Raw genomic sequence first — 24,117 nt, 5'->3', positions numbered from 1 at the left:
TCATCCCATCGCTACGCGCGTCGTTCCGCTCAGCCATGAAACGGCACGCTCAACAATGCCAGCACGATCAGCACGGCCAGCCAGAGAATCACGGTGCGTTCGACCAGCATCAACGCGGCGCCCACATGACGCGCCTCGGCGGGACTCCCGAAGCCCAGCGTCGGCCGGTGCTCGAGCGTGCCGTGATACACGGCCGGCCCGCCGATCAGCACGTTCAGGCTGCCGGCGCCGGCGGCCATCACCGGGCCCGCGTTCGGGCTGTCCCAGCGCGGCGCCTGCTCGCGCCAGCAGCGCCAGGCGGTCAGCGTGTCGCCGAGCAGCGCGTAGCTCGTGGCAGTCAGCCGCGCGGGAATCCAGTTCAGCACGTCGTCGATGCGCGCGGCGGCCCAGCCGAAGCGCAGATAGCGCGGCGTGCGATAACCCCACATCGCGTCGAGCGTATTGGCGAGGCGAAAGCCGAGCGCGCCAGGCCCGCCCGCGAGCGCGAACCAGAACAGCGCGCCGAAGATCGCGTCGTTGCCGTTTTCGAGCGCCGATTCGATCGCGGCGCGCGCGAGCGCGGCCTCGTCCGACTGCGCGGTGTCGCGCGAGACGATCCGTGCGGTCAACTCACGTGCCGTGGCCAGATCGCGTTGGCCGAGCGCCCGCGCGATCGGCGCGATGTGATCGCGCAGGCTGCGCGCGCCGAGCGCGAACCACAGCAGCGCGACATGCAGCGCGCAGGCCGCGAACAACGGCAGCACGGCGACGAGCCACCACGCGATCAACATCGGCGGCAGAACCGCGAGCGCCCATGCGAGCAGGCCCCTGAGCCGCAGACGCCGGTCGTGATTGAAGCGCGCCTCGATGCGCGCCGCCCAGTTGCCGAAGCCGACCAGCGGATGCCGGCGGCTCGGCTCGCCGAACCAGCGATCGACGGCGACGCCCGCGACCGCGAGCGTCGCGACCAGCGGCATGGTCAGCGGCGGCATCACACGCCGCTCGCGCTTTTCAGCGCGAGCGGCAGTCCCGCGACCATCAGCGTGGCCGCGCTGCTCAACGCGGCGATGCGCTGATTCAAGCGCCCGAGTTCGTCGACGTAAAGACGCGTGGCTTCGCCGAGCGGCACGACGCCGAGGCCGATCTCGTTGCTGACGACGATGATCTTGCCGCGCGCGCCGGCGAGCGCCGCTTCGAACGCGGCGGCCTGCTCGTAGTAGTGCGACAGCGGCGCCGCCGCGCCGTCGGCGGGACATAGCAGGTTTGCGAGCCACAGCGTCAGGCAGTCGATCAGCAGACACTGGCCCGGCGCGTCGTGTTGCGCGAGCGCGCCGGCGAGGTCGTCGTCCGCTTCGACGAGCCCCCAATGCGCGGGCCGCCGCTCGCGATGATGCGCAATGCGCGCGTTGAATTCGGCGTCGTCGGTGACGCGGGCGGTGGCGATGTAGGTGACGGGGAAGGCGCTGTCGCTGGCGAGCCGCTCGGCATGCGCGCTCTTGCCCGAGCGGGCGCCGCCGAGGACGAAGGTGAGGTCGCGGGGAGTCATCTTATGATTGTACCGGCGCGATGGGATAATGCCGCTCGATTGCATTGCAACGCCACTGTCCATCTTCCACCCGCACCGCCGTGACCCGAATGCCCATTTCTCCCGACACCCTGCCCGTGCCGCGCGGCACGCTGATGATCCAGGGCACCACTTCCGACGCGGGCAAGAGCACGCTGGTTGCGGGACTGTGCCGCCTCGCGCGGCGCGCGGGTGCGCGGGTCGCGCCGTTCAAGCCGCAGAACATGGCGTTGAACAGCGCGGTGACCGTCGACGGCGGCGAGATCGGCCGCGCGCAGGCATTGCAGGCGCTCGCCGCGGGCATCGACGCGCACACCGATCTGAACCCGGTGCTGCTGAAGCCGACCAGCGATCGCGGCGCGCAGGTGATCATCCACGGCAAGGCGCGCATCAATCTCGACGCGCGCGGGTATCACGACTACAAGCCAGTCGCGTTCGAGGCGGTGCTGGAGTCGTATGCGCGGCTGCGCGCGTCGTACGACACGATTTTCGTCGAAGGCGCGGGCAGTCCGGCCGAGATCAATCTGCGCGAGCGCGACATCGCGAACATGGGTTTCGCGGAGGCGGTCGACTGCCCGGTCGTGCTGGTCGCCGACATCGATCGCGGTGGCGTGTTCGCGCACCTGACCGGCACGCTCGCGTGTCTGTCCGACAGCGAGCAGGCGCGCGTGCGCGGCTTCATCATCAACCGCTTTCGCGGCGACATCGGTCTGCTGAAGCCCGGGCTCGACTGGCTGGAAGCGAAGACCGGCAAGCCGGTGCTCGGCGTCGTGCCGTATCTGCATGGCCTGACGCTCGACGCCGAGGACATGCTGCCGCCCGAGCTGCGCGCGGCGGCGAGCGTTGATTCGCGCCGTCTGCTGCGCGTGGTCGTGCCGGTGCTGCCGCACATCAGCAATCACACTGACTTCGACGCGTTGCGCGCGCATCCGCAGGTCGATTTTCACTATGCGCGCGCGGGTACGCCGCCGCCGGCCGCCGATCTGATCATCCTGCCGGGCTCGAAGAACGTGCCGGACGACCTCGCGTTTCTGCGCGCACGGGGCTGGGACGACGTGCTCGCGCGGCATCTGCGCTACGGCGGCCGCGTGATCGGCATCTGCGGCGGCATGCAGATGCTGGGCCGCGAGATCGCCGATCCGCATGGCGTCGAGGGCGCACCCGGCACCTTCGCGGGCTTCGGCTGGCTCGACTATGCGACGGTGCTCACGCGCGACAAGACGCTGAAGAATGTGACCGGGCGCCTGGCGCTGCCCGGCACGCCGGACGTCGCCGGCTACGAGATTCATATGGGCGAGACGCGCGGGCCGGCCTTGGACACGCCGGCGCTGCGACTCGACCACGCTGGCCCGCACGAGGGCGGCGCGGACTTTGGCCGTCCCGATGGCGCGATGTCCGCCGATGGCCAGATTCTCACGACCTACGTGCATGGCCTGTTCGACACGCCGGCCGCGTGCGCGGCGCTGCTCGCATGGGCGGGTTTGAGCGATGCCGAAGCGCTCGACTATCCGGCCTTGCGCGAGGCGTCGCTGGAGCGGCTGGCCGATACGCTGGCCGGGCACGTCGATATGCGCAGGCTGTTCGCGGCGCTGGGGTGACGCATTGCGCTGGCCTCCTTCATCGGATCGAACGCAATTGCTGCTCGCGCGGTTCGCTCAGTACAACACCATCTGTGTGCAACGAAACAGTGCGATGGTCTTACCATCCGGACCGGTGACCGTCGCGTCCCAGACCTGCGTGCTGCGCCCAAGGTGCACACCCTTCGCGACCGCGCGGATCGTGCCCTGCGTCGCGGTGCCGAGGAAGTTGCTCTTCAGCTCGATCGTCGTGAAGTTGCGCGAGTTTTCGGGCAGATGCGCGATGCACGCGTAGCCGCACGCGGTGTCGGCGAGGCCGATCACCGTGGCCGCGTGCAGGAAGCCGTTCGGCGCGAGCAGCGCGTCGCGCACGGTCAGTTCGGCGACCAGCGTGCCCTGGTCCACGGTCAGCACGCGCAGGCCCAGCAGGTCCGGCAGCGTGCCCTTCTGGCGCTCCAGCAGGCGTTCGACGGTGTATTCCGGGCGTAGTTTGCTCATGAGATTCAGGTCCTTGTCGAAAAAACGGCGGGTTGGAGCGGCCGATTCGCGATGTGGGGGCTTCGGCCGCGCTGAATTTGTCGATATTATCAACGGCTGTACCGGTGGGCGTCCGTGGGAACCGAACTTCGAACGGCAGCGATCGTGGGGCCCGCCGGCGCCGGTCACAACGGATCGGCGGGAACGGAGCAATAGCGCGGCAAACCGGCTGGCAGCGTCCAGCCTTCTTTCCGGGAGATTTCATGTCGGTGATCGTGGTGGCGAATCCGAAGGGCGGCGTGGGCAAGAGCACGCTATCGACCAATCTGGCCGGCTATTTCGCCGCGGCGGGCGAATGGGTCGCGCTGGCCGACCTCGACAAGCAGCACTCCGCGCATGCGTGGCTCGAATTACGGCCCGCCACGCTGCCGAACATCGAAACCTGGGAGGTCAATCCCGACACGCCGGCCAAGCCGCCGAAAGGCCTCGAGCACGCGGTCGTCGACACGCCGGCCGGCCTGCACGGCAATCGCCTGAACATCGCGCTCGATCTCGCCGACAAGGTGATCGTGCCGTTGCAGCCGTCGCTGTTCGATATTCTCGCGACCCAGGAATTTCTCGAGCGGCTGGCGAAAGAAAAGGCGGTCAGGAAGGGCGCGATCGAGGTCGGCGTGGTCGGCATGCGCGTCGATGCGCGCACGCGCTCGGCCGAGCAACTGCATCGCTTCGTCGAGGGATTGAAGCTGCCGGTGCTCGGTTTTCTGCGCGACACGCAGAACTACGTGCAGCTCGCGGCGCACGGCCTGACGCTGTGGGACGTCGCGAAAAGCCGTGTAGAGAAGGATCTGGAGCAGTGGCAGCCGATCGTCGAGTGGACGAACGGCGCGGGGAAGAAGGGCTGAGGCGGGGGCCGCCCGCCATCAGTCAAGCGTCAAGCTGAGCTTCGCTCAGCTCCAGGCCTGCGTTGGCACGTGGTCGCGGCTGCCCTTGATCTTGTTGTTTTCATCGACGAACACGAGGTCCGGCTTCCAGCCCGCCTTCAACTCCGCCTCGTCGACCACCGCGAACGCCGCGATGATGACCAGATCGCCGAGCTGCGCGCGACGCGCGGCCGAGCCGTTCAGCGAAATCATGCCGCTGCCGCGCTCGCCCTTGATCGCGTACGTCGAGAAGCGCTCGCCGTTGTTGATGTTCCAGATGTCGATACGCTCGTTTTCGACGATGTTCGCCGCTTCGAGCAGAACTTCGTCGATCGCGCACGAGCCCTCGTAGTGGAGCTCGCAGTGCGTGACCGCGACGCGGTGAATCTTCGACTTCAGCATATTGCGTTGCATGATCAATCCAATCCTGTGTGACTGCGCAGTGTAACTGTGTTCGCGCGGGCGGTTGCGGCGTCAGATTTCGAGGTTGTCGATGAGCCGGGTCGCGCCGAGCTTCGCGGCGGCCAGCACCACGAGCGGTGCGCTGGCGTCCTGCGCGCCGGGCGCGATCAGGTTCGAGCGCTTGCGGATCGCGATGTAATCGGGATTCCAGCCGCGCGCCGCGAGCGTCGCTTTGGCCGACTCTTCGAGTTTCGCGAAGTCGCGCTCGCCCGCGAGCACCGCGTCGCGCACCCGATTGAGTTCGGCGGCCAGCATCGGCGCCTCGGCGCGTTCGGCGGCCGAAAGGAACCGGTTGCGCGAGCTGAGCGCGAGGCCGTCGGTGTCGCGCACGGTTTCGGCGGCGACGATGTCGGTCGGCAGCGCGAACTGGTGGCACATCTGGCGCACGATCATCAGCTGCTGGTAATCCTTCTTGCCGAACACCGCGACGCGCGGCTGCACGCACGACATCAGCTTCATCACGACCGTGCACACACCGTGGAAGAAGCCGGGGCGGAATTCGCCCTCGAGGATGTCGCCGAGATCGTGCGGCGGATGCACGCGGTATTCCTGCGGCTCCGGATACATGTCCCTTTCGGTCGGCGCGAACAGCACGTAGACACCTTCCTTTTGCAGCTTCTCGATGTCGGCTTCGAGCGTGCGCGGATATTTGTCGAAATCCTCGTTCGGGCCGAACTGCAGGCGGTTGACGAAGATGCTCGCCACGACCGGGTCGCCGTGCTGGCGCGCGAGGCGCATCAGCGACAGATGGCCCTCGTGCAGGTTGCCCATCGTCGGCACGAAGGCCGTGCGATTCTGGCCGCGCAACTGGTCGCGCAATTCATGGATCGAGCTGATGACTTTCATGATCGGACAGGGATAGGCTCGCGCGGCGCGCGATCCAGTTGGCGCGACACCTGGCGGAATCGCGCGGGTCATCGCCTCACCGGCAAATGACGGGTTCGGAGCGCGGATTGTAGTGGATTTGGACAGCGGACGCACCGAAACGCGGCGGCACTTCCGAGCGGCGGGCGACGAGCTTGCCGCGCACTCCCCGCTGAGGCCCGCCAGGCTTCGCTGCGACGGTGTTCGTAGCGAGATTTCCACGGTCCGGCCGCGGTCCGGCCGTCAAGCGGCCGTCATTCAGCGCTCAGGCCGGTAGATACGCCAGCCGCACGTAAATCGGCGCGAACGGCTCCGCCTGGGTGATTTCGACGAGCGATTCACGGCACAGTTCGAGCACGGCGATGAAATTCACGATGACGACCGGCACGCCGCGGCTCGTGTCGAACAGATCGGAAAACTCGATAAAGCGCGCATTCTGCAACTGCCGCAGGATCAGGCTCATGTGCTCGCGCACCGACAACTCCTCGCGCGAAATCTTGTGATGCTGGACCAGCTTCGCGCGCTTGATCACGTCGGCCCACGCGGCGCGCAGGTCGTCGCTGTTCACGTCCGGGAAGCGCGGGGCGACACTCTGCTCGATGTAGACCTCGGCGCGCAGGAAATCGCGCCCAAGCTGCGGCAACTGGTCGATGCGTTGCGCGGCGAGCTTCATCTGCTCGTATTCGAGCAGGCGGCGCACCAGTTCGGCGCGCGGGTCTTCGGCTTCCTCGCCGGTGTCGGCCTTCTTGACCGGCAGCAGCATGCGCGACTTGATTTCGATCAGCATCGCGGCCATCAGCAGATACTCGGACGCGAGTTCGAGATTGGTCTTGCGCAGTTGCTCGACGTAGCCGAGATATTGCACGGTGACATCCGCCATCGGGATGTCGAGCACGTTGAAGTTCTGCTTGCGGATCAGGTACAGCAGCAGGTCGAGCGGCCCCTCGAAGGTCTCGAGGAATACCTCGAGCGCGTCCGGAGGGATGTACAGGTCGTTCGGCAGCTTGAACAGCGGCTCGCCGTACAGACGCGCGAACGCGACGCCGTCGACCGTGTCGGGCGTCGAATCGGTGGCGGGCGTGGAAAGCGCGGTGTCGGACGGTGCCGGCGCTGGGCCGTGAACCGGGCCGTGTATCGGGCCGTGTATCGGGCCGTGAATCGGGCCGTGAAGCGGACCATGCACCTCGTCAGCGTGACTCATCGTCGGCGTGACTGGGGAGCTTAGAAGTTCTGGTAGTACGAGTAAGGCGTCTGCTGCACGCGCGAAGCTTTCTGCTCGGCGCGCTCTTCCAGATCGATCGGCTGTTTGTCCCACAGCAGTGCGCGGCCTTTGCGTTGCTCGGCCTCCAGATTGGGCTTCTGTTGCTTGAGCTGGTTCAGGAACTGGGTGATGTCCGATTGATACATGGCTCGACGTCCGTGGTGGGTAGGGTGGCGGCTCTCGGGCTGGCCGCTGCGCGGTGCCGCGGAGGGCGCCGTCGTCCGCGATTTTACCGCATGCGTCGCGGGCGGTCGAAAATCGCCGCGGGCCGCCCATTTTTGAGATGAAGCGCGGAGCTCCGCCAGGGGCACGAGAGAGGCCGATCGGGGTCGCGTTGTGGTCAAATAGCATGCCTCGATCGCATGCGCGTCCGGGGCGCGAGAATTCACTCATTGAGGCCGGAGGTCCTGTTTGGCGGGAGGTACGATCGACATGCCGCGTGCGTTGCGCGGCGAGACCGGCCAGGCGCGCGGGCGCGCGTGTGAGCGCGAGGCGCTCGCGGGGTGCTGGCTGCGTGTGTCGCTCGCCATCGGCCTCGGCCTCCTGATGTTGCTGCTCGCCTTGGGCAAGGCTCACGCGGCGAGCAAGGCACCGAGCTACAAGGTCGAGGTGGTCGCCGAGCCGCGCGCGCTGCGCCGGCTGCTCGAACAGCACCTCGATATCTCGCGTTTCGCGAAGCGGCCCGACGTCACCGACGACCAGTTCTCGTTCCTGATCACCGCGACGCCACAGCAGGTGCGCGATCTCGCCGCGACGCAGGGCTATTTCTCGCCGCTCGTCAGCACCGACGTGCGCACCGTCGACAACCTGCGGCAGGTCACCGTGCGCGTGGAGCCGGGCCCGCAGACCAAAGTCACGTCGGTCGATCTGTCGTTTCGCGGCGCGGTGCTGACCGAAGACCCATCGCGCGAAAACGCGACGCGCTTCGCGTTCTCGCTGCAGGAGGGCCAGCCGTTCTCGCAGGGCGCCTGGGACGACGCGAAGAACGCGTCGCTGCGCGAGCTGCAATCGCGCCGCTACCTTGCCGCGAAGATCTACCACTCCGAGGCGCTGATCGATCCGCGCACGAACACGGCGAAGCTGTCGGTGATCTACGACAGCGGGCCGACCTTCACGATGGGCCAACTCGACGTGCAGGGCACGAAGCGCTATCCGGAGCGCATCGTCCACAACGTCAATCCGATCTCGCCGGGCGACATCTACGACACGCGCACTGTCGCCGAACTGCAGCGGCAACTGCAGAACACGCCGTACTTCGCGAGCGTCGCGATCGACCTCGACAACGACCCCGCCAAGCCGCTCGACACGCCGGTGCACGTGAAGGTGTCGGAGTTTCCGTATCACAGCTTCCGCGGCGGCGTCGGCTATTCGACCGACAACGGCCCGCTCGTGCAGGGCGGCTACACGTATCTGAACACGTTCGGCGCGGCGTGGCCGTTCACCGTCGAGGGCCGCGCCGACAACACGCAGCAATACGGGCAGATCCAGCTGTCGATGCCGCCGGGCCAGCACGGGTGGACCAATAGCGTGCTCGCGTCGTACACGACCACCGACGTCTCCGACACGCGCATCTACAGCATCCGCGGCGGCGTGCAGCGTTCGCGCACGTCGCAGTTCCTCGACTACAGCTATTCGCTGCTGTTCTATGACGATCAGCTCGACCAGAACGCGGCGCCGCCGACCCGCGCGCACGCGCTGGTGCCGGGGTGGTCGTGGACGCGGCGCGACACCGACGACCCGCTGTTCCCGCGCCGCGGCAACCTGATCCACGTCGAGGCGGGCTTCGCGGTGAAAGGTCTGCTCGCCGACCAGTCGTTCATCCGCGGCTACGCGCGCGGCCAGCAGTATTTCCCGATCGGCGTCAACGACATCGTGCTGATCCGCGCCGAACTCGGCGGCGTATTCACGAGCGGCAGCTCGAGCGGCATTCCGGCGTCGCTGCTGTTCCGCGCGGGCGGCTCGAACTCGGTGCGCGGCTACGGCTTCCAGAGCATCGGTAACAACGTCGCCGGCTCGATCCTGCCGACCAAGTACCTGGTGACGAGCGCGGCCGAATACCAGCACTGGTTCTCGCACAACTGGGGCGCGGCCGTGTTCTTCGACATCGGCACCGCGACCGACACCTGGGGCGAAAAAGTTTTCTATCCGGGCGCCGGCGTCGGCGCGCGCTGGCGCAGCCCGGTCGGCCCGGTCAATCTCGATGTCGCTTACGGGATCCGCGATAACAGGGTGCGGCCGTATATCACGCTCGGCATCGCGTTCTGACGTTTTGACGACAACCCACTACCTTATTTGCCACCGTATTCACGCATGACCACCGACGTCACCGACCCGCCCCCCGCGCAGCCGCCCGGCGCCACGCCGCCAGGACCGCCGGATGGGCAGCAGCCGCCCGACACGCCGCCGCCGAAGCGGCGCTGGGGCCGGCTGCTGCTGAAGTCGGTCGCGGGCACGGTGGTCATGCTGGTACTGCTCTGCGCACTCGCGGTCGGTCTGCTGTACGGGGCGCTGACGACCGAGCGCGGCACCGCGTACGCGTGGCACGCGGCGGTGAAGCTGCTCGGCGGCCGGCTCGCCGGCACGCTCGACGGCGGCACGCTCGCGCGCGGCGTGCAACTGCGCGACGTGCGCTGGCGCAGCCTCGACGGCAGCGGCACCGACATCGAGATCGACCGCGTCGCGGGCAGCTGGGCGCTCGCGCGCGAGCCGTGGCGGTTCACGATCGACTACCTGCACGTCGGCACGATCGAGGCGCGCGTCGGCCCGTCGTCGGCGAGCACCAGCGAGCCGCTGAGCTTGCCGCAGGATCTGCAGCTACCGATGCAGCTGGAGATCCGCGACGTGCAGGTCGAGCGGCTGCTGCTGCACCAGGGCGGGTCGACGACGGAGCTGTCCAGCTTCGCGTTTCATGGACGCAGCGACGGACGTCATCACGAGGCCGCGATCGATCGGCTCGATACGCCGTTCGGGGCGCTGACGGCAGCGGCGAAACTCGATGGCGTGCGGCCGTTTCCGCTCACCGGCGAAGTCGGTTATGCAGGCAAGGTCAACGATGAAGCGGTGCAGGTGGCCGGCCACCTGAGCGGCACGCTCGAGCAGCTCGTCGCCGAGCTCGATGCGAGCGGCATGAAGCTCGCCGGCCACGCGCGGGTCGAAGCGGCGCCGTTCGCCGCGGTGCCGTTGCAGCGCGCGACGCTGAGCTTCGATCATGTGAATCCGCAGGCTTTCGCGCCGGGTGCGCCGCTGGCCGATCTGGCGGTGCGCGCGGAGCTGCAGCCGGTGGAGCAGGGCGCGGCGAGCGCGCCTGGCACAGCCAGCGCGGCGAAACTGTCGGCCGCGAGCCATCCGCACCACATCTTCGGCGACCACCACGCGCCGGCCAAACCGGCGGCGGGTAGCCATCCGCACCACATCTTCGGCGACCACCACGCGCCGGCCAAACCGGCGGCGGGTTTCGCCGTCGCCGGCCATGTCTCGATCGTCAACGCGAAACCCGGCGCAATCGACCAGAAACTGCTGCCGCTGATCGATGCGAACGCCGACGTGCGCCTCGACGCCCACACGCAGAGCATCTCGAACCTGAACGTGCGGCTCGTGCGCAACGCGACGCTCACCGGCGGCGGCGCGCTGAGCGGCCGGCACGGCCGGCTCGATCTGAGCGTCGCGCGGCTCGACCTGAACGCGCTGCAGGCGACCGTGCGGCCGACGCAGCTGTCCGGCCCGATCGGCATCCGCCTGAACGACGACATCCAGACCCTGACGCTCGATCTCGCCGACCCCGCCGCCGCGCTGCGCGCCCAGGGCAAGATTACGTTCGACCCCGCACGCATCAGCTTCAACGACGTGCGCGTCACGTCGGGCCGTGGCCGCATCGATCTATCGGGCGCGCTGAAGCACGATGAGAACTCGACCTACAACCTGAAGGCGCAACTGACCGATTTCGATCCGCTGTCGCTGACCTCGCAGATGCCCGCCCGCACGCCTGTCACGACATCCGGCGCGTCCGCCGCGAGCGGCGCGCAACGCGAGCGGCAAGCGCAAGCCGCGGCGCTCGTGGGCAGCACCGCCGGCACGAAGAGCGCGGCGTCCGGCGATCAGGCCGCCGCCATCGCGAAGAACACCGCGCAGGCCGCGGTGCAGACCGAAGTGCTCGAGCGCAGGACGCAACCGCCCGCGCATCGCGCGGGCCTTGCGCCACGCGCAGCCGCGCATGCAGGTCCGCCAGCGCGCAGGATCGAGGCGCGCGTGAACGCCACGGTCACGGCAGCAGGTGTGCTCGCGCCGGTCTTCACGACGCGCGCCGAATTCACGCTCGGTCCGAGCGTCTACAACGACCTGCCGCTCACGGGCGGCGGCATGATCCAGCTGGCCGGCTCGCGAATCCTGCCGAGCCACGCGAATCTTTCGGTGGCGGGCAACCGGGTGAATCTGCAAGGCAGCTTCGGCGCGGCCGGCGACCGGCTGCGCTTCGGCATCGACGCGCCGCAGCTCGATCGGCTGGGCTTCGGCCTCGCGGGCGAGGTCGCCGCGGACGGCGACGTTACCGGCTCGTTCGCGCATCCGAACGTCACGCTGAATTACAAGGCCGACAGCGTCGTGTTCGCGAGCAACCGCATCGGCCATGCGGAAGGCCACGCTGAGTTGCGCGACGGCGCGAACGGCGCGCTCGCGTTCACGACCGACGCGCGCAATGTCAACGCGGGCGGCGTCGACCTCGCCACGCTGACCGCCCGCCTGTCCGGCACACGCGCGAACCACACGCTCGAAGCCGCCGCGACTGGCAAGCTGCAGGACCGACCGCTCGATCTGACGCTCGCCGCCAACGGCAAGCTGACCGACACGCGCGACGGCTCGCGCTGGGACGGCACCGTCACGCGACTGCAGAATCGCGGCACGCCGGAACTCAATCTTGAATCGCCGCTCGCGCTCAGCGCCGGGCCGGGGCACCTTACGCTCGGCGCAACGCGCCTGACGATCGAAGGCTCGGTGCTGACCCTGAAGTCATTCGCGTTCGATCACGGCCGCATCCAGTCGGCCGGCAGCCTGACCGACGTGTCGCTCGCGCACTTGCAGGAGCTGCGTCACCAGATCACCGGCGAGCCGCCCGCCGTGCGCACCGACCTCGTGTTCGACGGCGACTGGGACTTCTCGCTCGGCGCGACGGCGAGCGGCCACATCGAGCTGCGCCGGCGCAGCGGCGACGTGACGGTCGAGATCGGCCGCGGGCTCGCGTCGATGGGCATTGGCGACATCCGAGCGCGCGCCGAATTCACCGGCGGCAACCGGCTCAACGCGACCGTGCATGCGCAGGCGAGCCGCGTCGGCGCGATCGATGCCGACGCGCACACGCCGCTCGTGCTGCGCGACGGCATGTTGAGCGTCGATCCGCAAAGCGCGCTGTCGGGCAACGTGAACGCGAACGTGCCGTCGCTGCGCACGACGGGCGGCCTGCTCGGCCCCAGCTATCTGCTCGACGGCCATCTCGCGCTGAAGCTCGCGCTCGGCGGCACGGTCGCGAAACCGAACGTGACCGGCTCGCTGACCGGCGACGGTCTGTCCGCGACGGTCGTGAGCCAGGGCGTGCAACTGAAGGACGGGGTCGTGCGCATCGCGCTGTCGCAGAACATGGTGGACTTCCAGCAGGTCGAGTTCCACGGCGCGAGCGGCACGCTGCGCGCGACCGGCCGCGTGCGTCTCGACAGCTCGGAGCCCGACATGACCGCGAGCATCGTCGCGGACAAGCTCGATGTGTTCGCGTCGCCGGATCGCCATCTGTCGCTGTCGGGCAGTGCGAACATCTCGAACGGCGGCGTGGAGCGCGGCCCTGTGATCGACGGCAAGTTCGTGGTCGACAGCGCGCGGTTCGATCTGCCCGAGCAGGCCGCGCCGAGCCTCGGCGACGACGTCGTGATCATCCGCCCGGACGGCACGCGCTCGGGCGGCCGGCCGCGTCCGTCCGAAGGCGGCGAGCGGCCGGCGAGCCCGTTCGCGCCACGCGCCAACATCGAGATCGGCCTCGGCAACGACTTCCGCTTCCGTGGGAAGGGCGCCGATCTCGGCCTCGCCGGCACGATCACCGCGACGAGCGCGCCGAATACGCCGCTGCGCGCGGTCGGCAACGTGCGCGTCACGCCGGGTTCGACCTACACCTCATTCGGCCGCAAGCTCGCTATCGAGAACGGCTTCTTCACGTTCAACGGGCCAGTCACGAATCCGGGCATCAACATTCTCGCGATGCGCCGCAACCAGCAGGTCGAGGCCGGCGTACAGGTAACGGGCACGCTGCAGGCGCCGGTCGCGCGGCTCGTGTCGGAGCCAAGCGTGCCGGACAACGAAAAACTGTCGTGGCTGCTGTTCGGCCACGGCACCGACCAGGGCAACAACCTCGGCCAGCAGAGCACGATGACGACCGCGCTCGCGCTGCTGGGCAGCGCAACGGGTCAGCGGATCGCGCAGACCGTCGGGCTCGACGAGTTTTCGATCGGCCGCAGCGACGTGGGCCTGACCGATCCGCAAGTCGTGATGGTGTCGAAGGCGATCAACGAGCGGCTCGTGATCGGCTACGAGCAGGGGTTGCAGTCGGCGAGCAATGCGATCAAGGCGACGATCAATCTGACGCGATACTGGTCGCTGGTCGTGTATGGCGGCACGTTCTATGGCGCCGACGTGCTGTACACGCGGCGCTTCGATCGGATCTCGTGGTGACGCGGGCAACATAAAAAAACGGCACGCCTGGAAGCGTGCCGTTTTCGTCATACCTGCCTGCGGCGAGGTGGGGCGAGGCGCCCAAAGGCGCCGCGCGTTACTTCACGCGCATGCCGGGCTTCGCGCCGCTGTGCGGCTCGAGCACGTAGAGGCCCGGTTCGGCCTTCTCGTCCGCCGCCGATGCCGCCAGCACCATGCCCTCGGACATGCCGAACTTCATCTTGCGCGGCGCCAGGTTCGCGACCATCACGGTCAGCTTGCCGATCAGCTGCTCCGGCTGATACGCGGACTTGATGCCCGAGAACACGTTGCGGGTCTTCTCTTCGCCGACGTCGAGCGTCAGTTGCAGCAGCTTGTCCGAGCCTTCCACCGCCTTGCAGTCGACGATCTTCGCGATGCGCAGATCGACCTTCGCGAAGTCGTCGATCGTGATGATGCCGGCCTCTTCTTCCTTCGCGGCGACGGCCTTGGCGTGGGCCTTCGCCTTCGCCTTCGCGTCGGCCGGCGCCGCTTCCGGCGTGGCCTGCAGCGAGTCGCGATTGGCCGCGAGCAGCGCCTCGATCTGCTTCGGGTCGACGCGCGTCATCAGATGCTTGTACGCGTTGATCGGGCGCGCCGAGCTGAGCGGCACGGTGGCGTCGGCCCACACGAGCGGCTCGATGCCGAGGAAAGCCTCGACCGCTTCGGCGAGCTTCGGCAGCACCGGCTTCAGGGCCAGCGACAGCAGACGGAACGCCTCGATGCTGACGCTGCAGGTCTCGTGCAGCGCGACCGCATTGGCCGGGTCTTTCGCCTGATCCCAGGGCTTCGCGGTATCGACGTAGGCGTTGACCGAGTCGGCGAGCTCCATGGTCTGACGCAGCGCGCGGCTGTACTCGCGCGCCTCGTAGTGCGCGGCGATCTGCGGCAGCGCCGCGCGCAGCGTGCCGAGCAGCGGATGATGCATCGCGCTGTCCTGCACGCGGCCGTCGAAGCGCTTGATCAGGAAGCCGGCCGCGCGGCTCGCGATGTTCACGTATTTGCCGACCAGATCGCTGTTCACGCGCGCCTGGAAGTCGTCGAGGTTCAGGTCGAGGTCTTCCATCGTGCTGTTCAGCTTGGCCGCGAAGTAGTAGCGCAGCCATTCCGGATTCAGGCCGGTGTCGATCACGCTTTGCGCGGTGATGAAGGTGCCGCGCGACTTCGACATCTTCGCGCCGTCGACGGTCAAAAAGCCGTGCGCGAACACGTTGGTCGGCGTGCGATGGTCCGAGAACTCGAGCATCGCGGGCCAGAACAGCGTGTGGAAATAGAGGATGTCCTTGCCGATGAAGTGGTACTGCTCGGCCGTCGAGCCCTTGCGGACCCACGCGTCGAAGTCGAGGCCGCGCTTTTCGGCGAGGTTCTTGAAGCTTGCGTAGTAGCCGACCGGCGCGTCGAGCCACACGTAGAAATACTTACCGGGCGCGCCCGGAATCTCGAAGCCGAAGTACGGCGCGTCGCGCGAGATGTCCCAGTCGGCGAGCTTGGCTTCGCCAGCGTCGCCGAGCCATTCGCGCATCTTGTTGGTCGCTTCCGGCTGCGCGAGGCCGCCGACCCAGGCGCGCAGGAAGTTCTCGCAGCGCGGATCGGACAGGCGGAAGAAGTAGTGCGTCGAGGTCTTGCGAATCGGCGTCGCGCCCGAGACGACCGAGTACGGATTGACGAGCTCGGTGGGCTGGTAGGTCGAGCCGCAGACTTCGCAGCTGTCGCCGTATTGGTCTTTGGCGCCGCATTTGGGGCACTCGCCCTTGATGAAGCGGTCCGGCAGGAACATTTCCTTGACCGGGTCGTACGCCTGTTCGATCTCGCGCGCGTCGATCAGCCCCGCTTCCTTCAGCGCGAGGTAGACGTTTTCGCTGAGCACGCGGTTTTCGTCGGAGTCCGTCGAGTAGTAGTTGTCGAACGAAATGCCGAAGCAGTCGAAGTCGCGCTTGTGTTCCAGCCAGACGCGATCGATCAGCTGTTTCGGCGTCAGACCTTCCTGTTCCGCGCGCAGCATCACCGGCGTGCCGTGCGTGTCGTCTGCGCCGACGTAGTAGACCTCGTGGCCGTGCATTCGCAGCGCCCGGACCCAGATGTCCGTCTGGATATATTCGACCAGATGGCCGATATGAATCTGCCCGTTCGCATAAGGAAGGGCCGACGTGACGAGAATCTGACGGCGGCCGGACGGCGCGCCTGCTGGGAGGTCGGTGGCGGGTGCTGACATAAGGATCGGGGTGCCTGCGGTGGGACGAAACGGTGATTTTAGCAGGGCGCACGCTGCACGCGGACCGGGCGCGGCGGGCTGGACGCGCGGAACAGAGGGGGATGGGGGCGGGCGCTGCGGTGGGGGACAGCCAGGAACGACGCCTGGCGAAGCGAAGTGCAAAACCGCGCGGGCAAAAAAAAACCGGGGTCGATAAACCCCGGAGCAACAACGACAAGAGGAGAATGGTGACGTGATGGCTTCGCCAGCCACGTACCGTAAAGACAGACCGCGGATTTTCCGCAGAGTTCGAAATTTTTTTCGATCCGTCGACAAAACGGTCCGGCGCCTCGTCCCGCCCGCAAGCCGGGCGCATGCGGCTGAAACGTCGGCCGGCCCGGCGGCGCCTTCTCCTTGAGACTTGCCCTTATTGGGTCGCGTGCTGGGCCGTGGCGCGCAGATAGATCTCGACGCGACGGTTGGCCGCACGGCCGGCTTCGGTGTTGTTGTCGGCGATCGGCTGGTTCGGGCCCATGCCGGTGGCCGACAGGCGCTGCGGCGCGATGCCGCGTTGCGCCAGATAGCCGGTCACGCTCTGCGCGCGATTGACCGACAGCGTCTCGTTGTATTGCAGCGAGCCGGTGCTGTCCGTATGGCCGACGACCGACGCAACGACTTCCGGATTCTGCTGCAGCGTCTGCGCGAGCTGGTCGAGCACCGGTGCGAACGACGGCTTGATCGCGAAGCTGCTGGTGTCGAACGTGACCGAACTCGGGATGTTCAGCTTGAGCGAGCCGTCAGGTTGCTCGGTGATCTGCGTGCCGGTGCCCTTGGTCGCGCCCGACATGCGGTTGCGGATGTTGTCCCAGTTGTAGCCGGTGATGCCGCCCACCGCGGCGCCGGTGGCCGCGCCGATCGCCGCGCCCTTGCCGCCGCCGAAGATCGCGCCGATCGCCGCGCCGGCACCAGCGCCCACGCCGGTGCCGACTGCTGTGTTGGTGCCCTGTTGGGTTGCGCAGCCTGCCACCAGCGAGCCGGCCACGGCGAATACGGCCACGCGAGTCATGATTCTTGCATTCATTTTGGTTTCCTTTCGAGTGCGAATAAGCCAGCGGGTAGCGGTCAGTCTATGCAGCGAACATTACGGCAATGCAGCGACCACTCAGAAAGTTCGGGAACGATTCCTGCGCCTTGCTTCGCGCGGTCCTACAGCGAAGAAGGGTCTTCGGGCACCGTCTGCCGTCAGACACTACAATAGTGCCTGAAACACACAGCGATGCGACCCTACGGCGTCCCGCGTGCCCCGAAGGGTGCCCGGCACGTTCGATTTTCGCAATGCCGCATAACAATTTCTTGCAAATTCCGCCGCGTGGCCGATCGGTCCATCTCGCCGCGCCGCACCTCTTCCCCACGGAGTATCAATGAGTATCGATCGGGCTTTGGTCGACGCCGCCGTCGCGGCCGTCACTGACCCCAACACCGGCGCGCCGTACGCGGCCGCGAAGAGCATCCGCAACGTGGTTGTGGAAGGCGACGCGGTCAACCTTCAGGTGACGCTCGGCTACCCGGCGAAACGCCAGTTCGACGCGATCCGCCAGCGGTTCGCCGACGCGTTGCGCGCGGTGCCCGGCGTCGCGAACGTGCGCGTCGAGGTTTCGCAACAGATTGCCGCACACACCGTGCAGCGCGGCGTGAAACTGCTGCCCGGCGTGAAGAACATCGTCGCGGTTGCCTCGGGCAAGGGCGGCGTCGGCAAGAGCACGACCGCCGTGAATCTCGCGCTCGCGCTCGCGAGCGAGGGCGCGGCGGTCGGCATTCTCGACGCCGACATCTACGGCCCGTCGCTGCCCACCATGCTCGGCATCGAGGGTCGCCCCGAATCGCCCGACGACAAATCGATGAACCCGATGACCGGCCACGGCGTGCAGGCCAGCTCGATAGGTTTCCTGATCGAGGCGGACAACCCGATGGTGTGGCGCGGCCCGATGGCGACCTCGGCGCTCGAACAGCTGCTGCGCCAGACCAACTGGCACGAACTCGACTATCTGATCGTCGACATGCCGCCGGGCACCGGCGACATCCAGCTGACGCTCGCGCAGCGCGTGCCGGTTACGGGCGCCGTGATCGTCACGACGCCGCAGGACATTGCGCTGCTCGACGCGAAGAAGGGCCTCAAGATGTTCGAAAAGGTCGGCATCCCGATTCTCGGCATCGTCGAGAACATGGGCCTGCACATCTGTTCGAATTGCGGGCACGAGGAGCACATCTTCGGCGCCGGCGGCGGCGAGCGCATGGGCAAGGAGTATGGCGTCGACGTGCTCGGCAGCCTGCCGCTCGACATCACGATCCGCGAGCAGGCCGACTCGGGCCGTCCGACGGTCGTCGCGGACCCGAACGGGCGCGTTGCGGAGATCTATCGCTCGATCGCGCGCAAGGTCGCGGTGCATATCGCCGAGCGCGCACGCGACATGAGCTCGAAGTTTCCGAACATCGTCGTGCAGAACACCTGAGCGGCCGTTCGGGCAAGGGATTAGGGGCGATCTCGATCCCTATTTTCACGAGCTCTCGCGGTATCATGTCGACTTCACGAGTTCGGCTCGGCGGCCGCAGGGGCGGCCGCCAGGCCGACGAGAGGATCGCATGGGAAAACGAATCGACGGGCACGCGGTACATGCGTTCATCGTCCTGACTGCCGGCTGTGTGCTGTTGAGCGGCTGTGGCGTATTCCTGAGACCACAGGAAAAGCGCGCCGACGCGCAACTGCTGCCCACCGTGGGCAATCAGGCGCACGGTCTCGTGACCTTTATCGAGCGCTCGGACGGCGTCCAGGTCACCTACAATCTCACGGGCTTGCCGCCCAATAGCGACCACGCGCTGCAGGTGCACGAGCGCGGCGACTGCAACGCCGCCGACGGCTCCAGCGCCGGTCCGGTGTTTTCGCCGGCGGCCGAACGGCTCAAGGCCGGCGCGCGCGTCGAGGGCGATCTCGGCAACATCCATGCGGACGCGAACGGCGTGGCCACCGGCTTCATCGTCGCGCCGGACGTGTCGCTCGACGGCATCCGCTCGGTGCTGCAGCGCGCGGTACTGCTCCACCGCGATGCGACCGATCCCTACGCTTACCCTCAGCATGGCGCGGGCGCGGCGATCGCCTGCGGCGTGATTCGCCAGCAGTGAAGCGCGAGCGCGCTATCGCCGCGCCCGCCCCGCAACGGCGTCGTGCCAGTCGGCGGACCCCCTTCATCGGGCGCGCCTCGCGCCATCTGCGGCAGCGTCTCCGTGATCGCGTAAAATAAGCGGCCTTTGCCGGCTGGGCGCCGAAGCGCCGCCGGTCGTTTTCATCTATCTTTCGTCACACCTGATATTCACGTCGAGCAGCTCTCACCTATGACCATCAAATCTGACAAGTGGATCCGGCGCATGGCCGAGTCGCACAAGATGATCGAGCCGTTTGCGCCCGATCAGGTTCGCGTCTCCGAAGACGGCCGGAAGATTGTCAGCTACGGCACCTCGAGCTACGGCTACGACATCCGCTGCGCCGACGAATTCAAGATCTTCACCAACATCAACTCGACGATCGTCGATCCGAAGAACTTCGACGAGAAGTCGTTTGTCGATTTCAAGGGCGACGTCTGCATCATCCCGCCGAACTCGTTCGCGCTCGCGCGCACGGTCGAGTATTTCCGTATTCCGCGCAGCGTGCTGACCGTGTGCCTCGGCAAATCGACCTACGCGCGCTGCGGAATCATCGTCAACGTGACGCCGTTCGAGCCGGAATGGGAAGGCCACGTCACGCTCGAATTCTCGAATACGACACCTTTGCCTGCGAAAATTTACGCGAACGAAGGCGTCGCGCAGGTGCTGTTTTTCGAAAGCGACGAGATTTGTGAAACGTCGTACGCGGATCGCGGCGGCAAGTATCAAGGTCAGCACGGCGTCACATTGCCGAAAACGTGACGTCGGCAGCGTCTTGACCCACCAGTTATTCGGGTGACCGCTGCGCTTTTTACGTAACGCAGCGGTCGTTTTCTTTTTGGAGAATCGCCCATGAAGTTCCGTTTCCCCGTCGTCATCATCGACGAAGATTTCCGCTCCGAGAACATCTCGGGTTCCGGCATCCGGGCTTTGGCCGAAGCCATCGAGAAAGAAGGCGCGGAAGTGCTCGGGTTGACGAGCTACGGCGATCTGACCTCGTTCGCGCAGCAGTCGAGCCGCGCGTCGTGCTTCATCCTGTCGATCGACGACGACGAGCTGCTGCCATACGTCGATAACGTGGTTGTCGAAGGCGAGACGCCCGAGCTTGCCGCCGCGATCGTCGCACTGCGCGCGTTCGTGACCGAAGTGCGCCGCCGCAACGCCGATATTCCGATCTTCCTGTACGGCGAAACGCGCACTTCGCGCCATCTGCCGAACGACATCCTGCGCGAGCTGCACGGCTTCATCCATATGTTCGAGGACACGCCGGAGTTCGTCGCGCGCCATATCATCCGCGAGGCGAAGGTGTATCTCGACTCGCTGGCGCCGCCGTTCTTCAAGGAACTGGTGCAGTACGCGGAAGAAGGTTCGTACTCGTGGCACTGCCCGGGTCACTCGGGCGGCGTCGCGTTCCTGAAGAGCCCGCTCGGCCAGATGTTCCACCAGTTCTTCGGCGAGAACATGCTGCGCGCCGACGTCTGCAACGCGGTCGACGAACTGGGCCAGCTGCTCGACCATACCGGTCCGGTCGCGGCCTCGGAGCGCAACTCCGCGCGCATCTTCAGCGCCGACCACGTGTTCTTCGTGACCAACGGCACCTCCACCTCGAACAAGATCGTCTGGCACGGCACGGTGGCGCCGGGAGACATCGTGCTGGTCGACCGCAACTGCCACAAGTCGATCCTGCACGCGATCACGATGACCGGCGCGATACCGGTGTTCCTGACGCCGACCCGCAACAACTTCGGCATCATCGGCCCGATTCCGCGCAGCGAGTTCGAACCGGAGAACATCCGCAAGAAGATCGAGGCGAACCCGTTCGCGCGCGAAGCGCTCGCGAAGAACCCGAACCTGAAGCCGCGCATTCTGACGATCACGCAAAGCACCTACGACGGCGTGATCTACAACGTCGAGATGATCAAGGAGATGTTGGGCGAATGGCTCGACACGCTGCACTTCGACGAAGCGTGGCTGCCGCACGCCGAATTCCACGAGTTCTATCAGGACATGCACGCCATCGGCGCGGGCCGTCCGCGCATCGGCGCGATGGTGTACGCGACGCACTCCACGCACAAGCTGCTCGCCGGCATCTCGCAGGCGTCGCAGATCGTCGTGCAGGATTCGAAGAACAGCCGCTTCGACAGGCATCGCTTCAACGAGGCGTATCTGATGCATACGTCGACGAGCCCCCAGTACGCGATCATCGCGTCGTGCGACGTGGCCGCGGCGATGATGGAAGCGCCGGGCGGCACCGCGCTCGTCGAGGAGTCGATCGCTGAAGCGCTCGACTTCCGCCGCGCGATGACCAAGGTCGACACCGAATACGGCGACGACTGGTTCTTCAAGGTGTGGGGCCCGGACCAGTTCGCCGAGGAAGGCATCGGCTCGCGTGACGACTGGATGCTGCGTCCCAACGACGCGTGGCACGGCTTTGGCCCGCTCGCCGAAGGCTTCAACATGCTCGACCCGATCAAGGCGACGATCGTCACGCCGGGTCTCGACATGGACGGCGGCTTCGGCGAAACCGGCATTCCGGCCGCGATCGTCACGAAGTACCTGGCCGAGCACGGCATCATCGTCGAGAAGACGGGCCTGTACTCGTTCTTCATCATGTTTACGATCGGCATCACGAAGGGCCGCTGGAACTCGATGGTGACCGAGCTGCAGCAGTTCAAGGACGACTACGACAACAACCAGCCGCTGTGGCGTGTGCTGCCCGAGTTCGTGCAGCATCATCCGATGTACGAGCGTGTCGGCCTGCGCGACCTGTGCCAGCAGATCCACAGCGTGTATCGCGCGAACGACATCGCGCGTCTGACGACCGAGATGTACCTGTCGAGCATGGAGCCGGCGATGAAGCCGTCCGACGCGTTCGCGAAGCTCGCGCACCGCGAGATCGATCGGGTACCGATCGACGAGCTCGAAGGCCGTGTCACGTCGATCCTGTTGACGCCGTATCCGCCGGGCATTCCGCTGCTGATTCCGGGCGAGCGTTTCAACAGGACCATCGTCAACTATCTGCGTTTCGCGCGCGAGTTCAACGAGCGCTTCCCGGGCTTCCATACGGATATCCACGGGCTCGTCGGCGAAATGGTCAACGGGCGCATCGAATACTTCGTCGATTGCGTGCGCATCTGACGATGGGGCGGGTGACGTTTCTGCCGGGCCTCGCAGCGATCGGCCGCTGGCGGCGCGGGGCCGGCGTGCTGGCCTTCGCGCTGGCGGCCGGCACGGTGGTGTTCGGCGGCATCGCGAGTCCGGCGGCGCATGCCGAGGTGGCCGCCGCCGATCCGCTCGACGCGTCGATGCGCGCATGTCTCGCGCGCGCCGACATGTCGACGACGATGGGGCAGGTGCAGTGCATGGACGCTGCGCGCATCGGCTGGAAGATCGCGGTCGACAACGCGTACCAGCAGTTGCTCGCGAAGCTGCCGCCCGCGCGGCGCAGGCTGTGGGAAAGGAGCCAGTCGAGCTGGCTCGCGTCGCGCGATGCCGAGAAGCAGTTGCTTGCCGCGGTCTTCGCCACGACCCAAGGTTCGATGTACGTGCTTTCCGAAGCCGACATGCAGCTGCAGCCGGTGCGCGACCGCGCGCTCGCGCTGCGCAGCGCGCTCGCCGATGCGAACGGACCGGCGCCGCGGCGGCCGCGCGCCTGCAACGCCGACGCGCGTTGCGAACACGCGATGTTCGATCTGAACCGCTACTATCGTGTGCTCGAAGCGAAGATGCCGGCGCAATCGCGGCCGACGCTCGTGCACGCGCAACGCGCGTGGAGCGCGTATCTGACGGCGTCGACGCGGCTCGTCGACGAGCACGGGCGTATCGACATCATCGGCGCGCGCGTCGCGACGATCAAACGGCTCTCCGAAACGGCCGGCAACCACTGACGGCCGCCGACCGGCGTGGCCCACCGCGCATTCAATCCCATTGATAACGGTCTTCGCGCGGCTGCGGCGGCGCGAGCGCCGGCTCGCCGCGCAGATCGCGCATCGCATCCTCGATCATCGCGGACATCGTGTTGAGCGCGAGGTCATTGTCGTCGGTGCCGAACGGTTCTTCGAGCTGCGACGCGATCGCTTCGTGCGCCATGAACGTGTACGCGACGAACACCGCGAACACCGGCGTGAAAATACCGATGCTATTGACGAGTCCGAATGGCAGCGACGCGCAGAAGAAGTACACGGTGCGGTGGATCATCACCGAATACGCGAACGGCAGTGGCGTCGACGCGATGCGCTCGCACCCGCCGATCACATCCGACAGCCCGCTCAGATTGCGGTCGAACGCGAGCACCGCCATCGGATCGAGCGCCCCCGCGCGTGCCGCGCGCTGCACCCACTCGCCGAGGCACAGCAACAGCGCGGCTGGCTTGTAGCGCGATCCAATCACACGTTCAAACAGTGCGCGGGGCAGCCGCGCGGCAAGGTCGTCGCGCGGTTCGGTATTGCGCAACTGATGACGCAGCGCATGCGGGAGCGCGCTCAGTATCGCCAGAAACGCGGCGGCTTCTTCTTTGGGCAACTCGCGCGACGGCAGCGTCAGCGCCTGGCGCGTCAGCGAGCGCGACTCATTGAGCAACTGCCCCCACAGCTTGCGCGCCTCCCACCAGCGGTCGTAGCTCGCGTTGTTGCGAAAGCCGAGAAACACCGCGAGCGCAATGCCGACCAGCGAGAACGGCGCGATCGAGTTCAGGTTCAGGCTGACGGGCAGCAGATGATCGTGTGCGGCGAGCGCAATGATCGAGATGAAGAAGATCAGCAGGAGCCGCGGCAGCAGCTGCGGCAGCACCGAGCCGCGCCACGCGAGCAGCATGTGAAACCAGTGGAGATGCGGGCGGATGATCATGGCAAAGCGCTTCGGCCAGGAGATAGAGCGCCTATTATCGGTCGCTTTTCGCGCCCCCA

19 protein-coding genes are annotated in these 24,117 nt (G+C 66.8%); 9 read left to right on the top strand and 10 right to left on the bottom strand.

Features of this window, described 5'->3' with window-relative positions:
- Positions 1 to 29 precede the first annotated feature (29 nt).
- Positions 30 to 971 (bottom strand): adenosylcobinamide-phosphate synthase CbiB, encoded by a 942-nt coding sequence (cbiB, locus tag OKW28_RS36780; RefSeq protein ID WP_429452725.1) that lies wholly within the window; start codon positions 969 to 971, stop codon positions 30 to 32.
- Positions 971 to 1,525 carry a bifunctional adenosylcobinamide kinase/adenosylcobinamide-phosphate guanylyltransferase gene (gene cobU / locus OKW28_RS36775; protein WP_429452723.1) on the bottom strand — a complete coding sequence of 185 codons (555 nt, stop codon included), beginning with the start codon at positions 1,523 to 1,525 and terminating at the stop codon, positions 971 to 973. Before cobU ends, cbiB begins: the two co-directional genes overlap by 1 nt.
- Positions 1,526 to 1,614: 89 nt before the next feature.
- On the opposite strand from cobU, the gene OKW28_RS36770 reads away from it, so the two are divergent.
- Positions 1,615 to 3,141 (top strand): cobyric acid synthase, encoded by a 1,527-nt coding sequence (locus OKW28_RS36770; protein ID WP_429452721.1) that lies wholly within the window; start codon positions 1,615 to 1,617, stop codon positions 3,139 to 3,141.
- A 57-nt stretch (positions 3,142 to 3,198) separates the two neighbouring features.
- On the opposite strand, the gene OKW28_RS36765 is transcribed toward OKW28_RS36770, so the two are convergent.
- Positions 3,199 to 3,618 (bottom strand): PaaI family thioesterase, encoded by a 420-nt coding sequence (locus tag OKW28_RS36765; RefSeq protein WP_429452720.1) that lies wholly within the window; start codon positions 3,616 to 3,618, stop codon positions 3,199 to 3,201.
- Positions 3,619 to 3,860: 242 nt separating this feature from the next.
- Between OKW28_RS36765 and OKW28_RS36760 the strand changes: the two genes are divergently transcribed.
- Positions 3,861 to 4,499: a ParA family protein gene (locus OKW28_RS36760; RefSeq protein ID WP_184059634.1), complete on the top strand. Its 639-nt coding sequence runs from the start codon at positions 3,861 to 3,863 to the stop codon at positions 4,497 to 4,499.
- Positions 4,500 to 4,544: 45 nt separating this feature from the next.
- Here OKW28_RS36760 and panD read toward each other — a convergent pair whose 3' ends face one another.
- The 4 genes from panD to OKW28_RS36740 all read right to left on the bottom strand — a co-directional run bounded on the left by panD (position 4,545) and on the right by OKW28_RS36740 (position 7,250).
- Positions 4,545 to 4,931, bottom strand: a complete 387-nt coding sequence (gene panD, locus OKW28_RS36755; RefSeq protein ID WP_429452718.1) for an aspartate 1-decarboxylase — start codon at positions 4,929 to 4,931, stop codon at positions 4,545 to 4,547.
- A 60-nt stretch (positions 4,932 to 4,991) separates the two neighbouring features.
- Positions 4,992 to 5,825, bottom strand: a complete 834-nt coding sequence (panC, locus tag OKW28_RS36750) for a pantoate--beta-alanine ligase (RefSeq protein WP_184022806.1) — start codon at positions 5,823 to 5,825, stop codon at positions 4,992 to 4,994.
- A 283-nt stretch (positions 5,826 to 6,108) separates the two neighbouring features.
- Positions 6,109 to 7,044 carry a segregation and condensation protein A gene (locus OKW28_RS36745; RefSeq protein ID WP_429452716.1) on the bottom strand — a complete coding sequence of 312 codons (936 nt, stop codon included), beginning with the start codon at positions 7,042 to 7,044 and terminating at the stop codon, positions 6,109 to 6,111.
- 20 nt (positions 7,045 to 7,064) lie between these two features.
- The gene (locus OKW28_RS36740) at positions 7,065 to 7,250 is read right to left on the bottom strand and encodes a DUF3460 family protein (RefSeq protein ID WP_013088716.1); all 186 of its coding nucleotides are present in this window, start codon (positions 7,248 to 7,250) and stop codon (positions 7,065 to 7,067) included.
- Positions 7,251 to 7,536: 286 nt separating this feature from the next.
- On the opposite strand from OKW28_RS36740, the gene OKW28_RS36735 reads away from it, so the two are divergent.
- Both OKW28_RS36735 and OKW28_RS36730 read left to right on the top strand, forming a co-directional pair.
- Positions 7,537 to 9,369 carry an autotransporter assembly complex protein TamA gene (locus OKW28_RS36735; RefSeq protein ID WP_429454578.1) on the top strand — a complete coding sequence of 611 codons (1,833 nt, stop codon included), beginning with the start codon at positions 7,537 to 7,539 and terminating at the stop codon, positions 9,367 to 9,369.
- A 45-nt stretch (positions 9,370 to 9,414) separates the two neighbouring features.
- Entirely contained in the window at positions 9,415 to 13,809 is a 4,395-nt protein-coding gene (locus tag OKW28_RS36730; protein WP_429452714.1) for a translocation/assembly module TamB domain-containing protein, read from the top strand.
- A 97-nt stretch (positions 13,810 to 13,906) separates the two neighbouring features.
- On the opposite strand, the gene metG is transcribed toward OKW28_RS36730, so the two are convergent.
- Both metG and OKW28_RS36720 read right to left on the bottom strand, forming a co-directional pair.
- Complete coding sequence (gene metG / locus OKW28_RS36725) at positions 13,907 to 16,039, bottom strand: methionine--tRNA ligase (protein WP_429452712.1); 2,133 nt, start codon at positions 16,037 to 16,039, stop codon at positions 13,907 to 13,909.
- Positions 16,040 to 16,445: 406 nt separating this feature from the next.
- Positions 16,446 to 17,099, bottom strand: a complete 654-nt coding sequence (locus OKW28_RS36720; protein ID WP_429452710.1) for an OmpA family protein — start codon at positions 17,097 to 17,099, stop codon at positions 16,446 to 16,448.
- 340 nt (positions 17,100 to 17,439) lie between these two features.
- Between OKW28_RS36720 and apbC the strand changes: the two genes are divergently transcribed.
- The 5 genes from apbC (at position 17,440) to OKW28_RS36695 (ending at position 23,100) form a co-directional block, all read left to right on the top strand.
- Positions 17,440 to 18,528 carry an iron-sulfur cluster carrier protein ApbC gene (gene apbC / locus OKW28_RS36715; RefSeq protein WP_429452708.1) on the top strand — a complete coding sequence of 363 codons (1,089 nt, stop codon included), beginning with the start codon at positions 17,440 to 17,442 and terminating at the stop codon, positions 18,526 to 18,528.
- A 130-nt stretch (positions 18,529 to 18,658) separates the two neighbouring features.
- Positions 18,659 to 19,195: a superoxide dismutase family protein gene (locus OKW28_RS36710; protein ID WP_090803451.1), complete on the top strand. Its 537-nt coding sequence runs from the start codon at positions 18,659 to 18,661 to the stop codon at positions 19,193 to 19,195.
- 210 nt (positions 19,196 to 19,405) lie between these two features.
- Positions 19,406 to 19,975: a dCTP deaminase gene (gene dcd / locus OKW28_RS36705; protein ID WP_008924193.1), complete on the top strand. Its 570-nt coding sequence runs from the start codon at positions 19,406 to 19,408 to the stop codon at positions 19,973 to 19,975.
- A 90-nt stretch (positions 19,976 to 20,065) separates the two neighbouring features.
- Positions 20,066 to 22,351, top strand: a complete 2,286-nt coding sequence (locus OKW28_RS36700) for an Orn/Lys/Arg decarboxylase N-terminal domain-containing protein (protein WP_429452706.1) — start codon at positions 20,066 to 20,068, stop codon at positions 22,349 to 22,351.
- The gene (locus OKW28_RS36695; protein ID WP_429452704.1) at positions 22,336 to 23,100 is read left to right on the top strand and encodes a lysozyme inhibitor LprI family protein; all 765 of its coding nucleotides are present in this window, start codon (positions 22,336 to 22,338) and stop codon (positions 23,098 to 23,100) included. The genes OKW28_RS36700 and OKW28_RS36695 overlap by 16 nt, the downstream gene beginning before the upstream one ends.
- A 31-nt stretch (positions 23,101 to 23,131) precedes the next feature.
- Here OKW28_RS36695 and OKW28_RS36690 read toward each other — a convergent pair whose 3' ends face one another.
- Positions 23,132 to 24,058 carry a bestrophin family protein gene (locus OKW28_RS36690; protein ID WP_429452702.1) on the bottom strand — a complete coding sequence of 309 codons (927 nt, stop codon included), beginning with the start codon at positions 24,056 to 24,058 and terminating at the stop codon, positions 23,132 to 23,134.
- Positions 24,059 to 24,117 lie beyond the last annotated feature (59 nt).

The organism is Paraburkholderia sp. 40, from assembly GCF_050434105.1.
In the GTDB taxonomy this organism is placed as follows: Bacteria; Pseudomonadota; Gammaproteobacteria; order Burkholderiales; family Burkholderiaceae; genus Paraburkholderia; species Paraburkholderia tuberum.
Note: the sequence above shows the minus strand (reverse complement) of the source record. Positions and strands in the feature narration are given on the sequence as shown.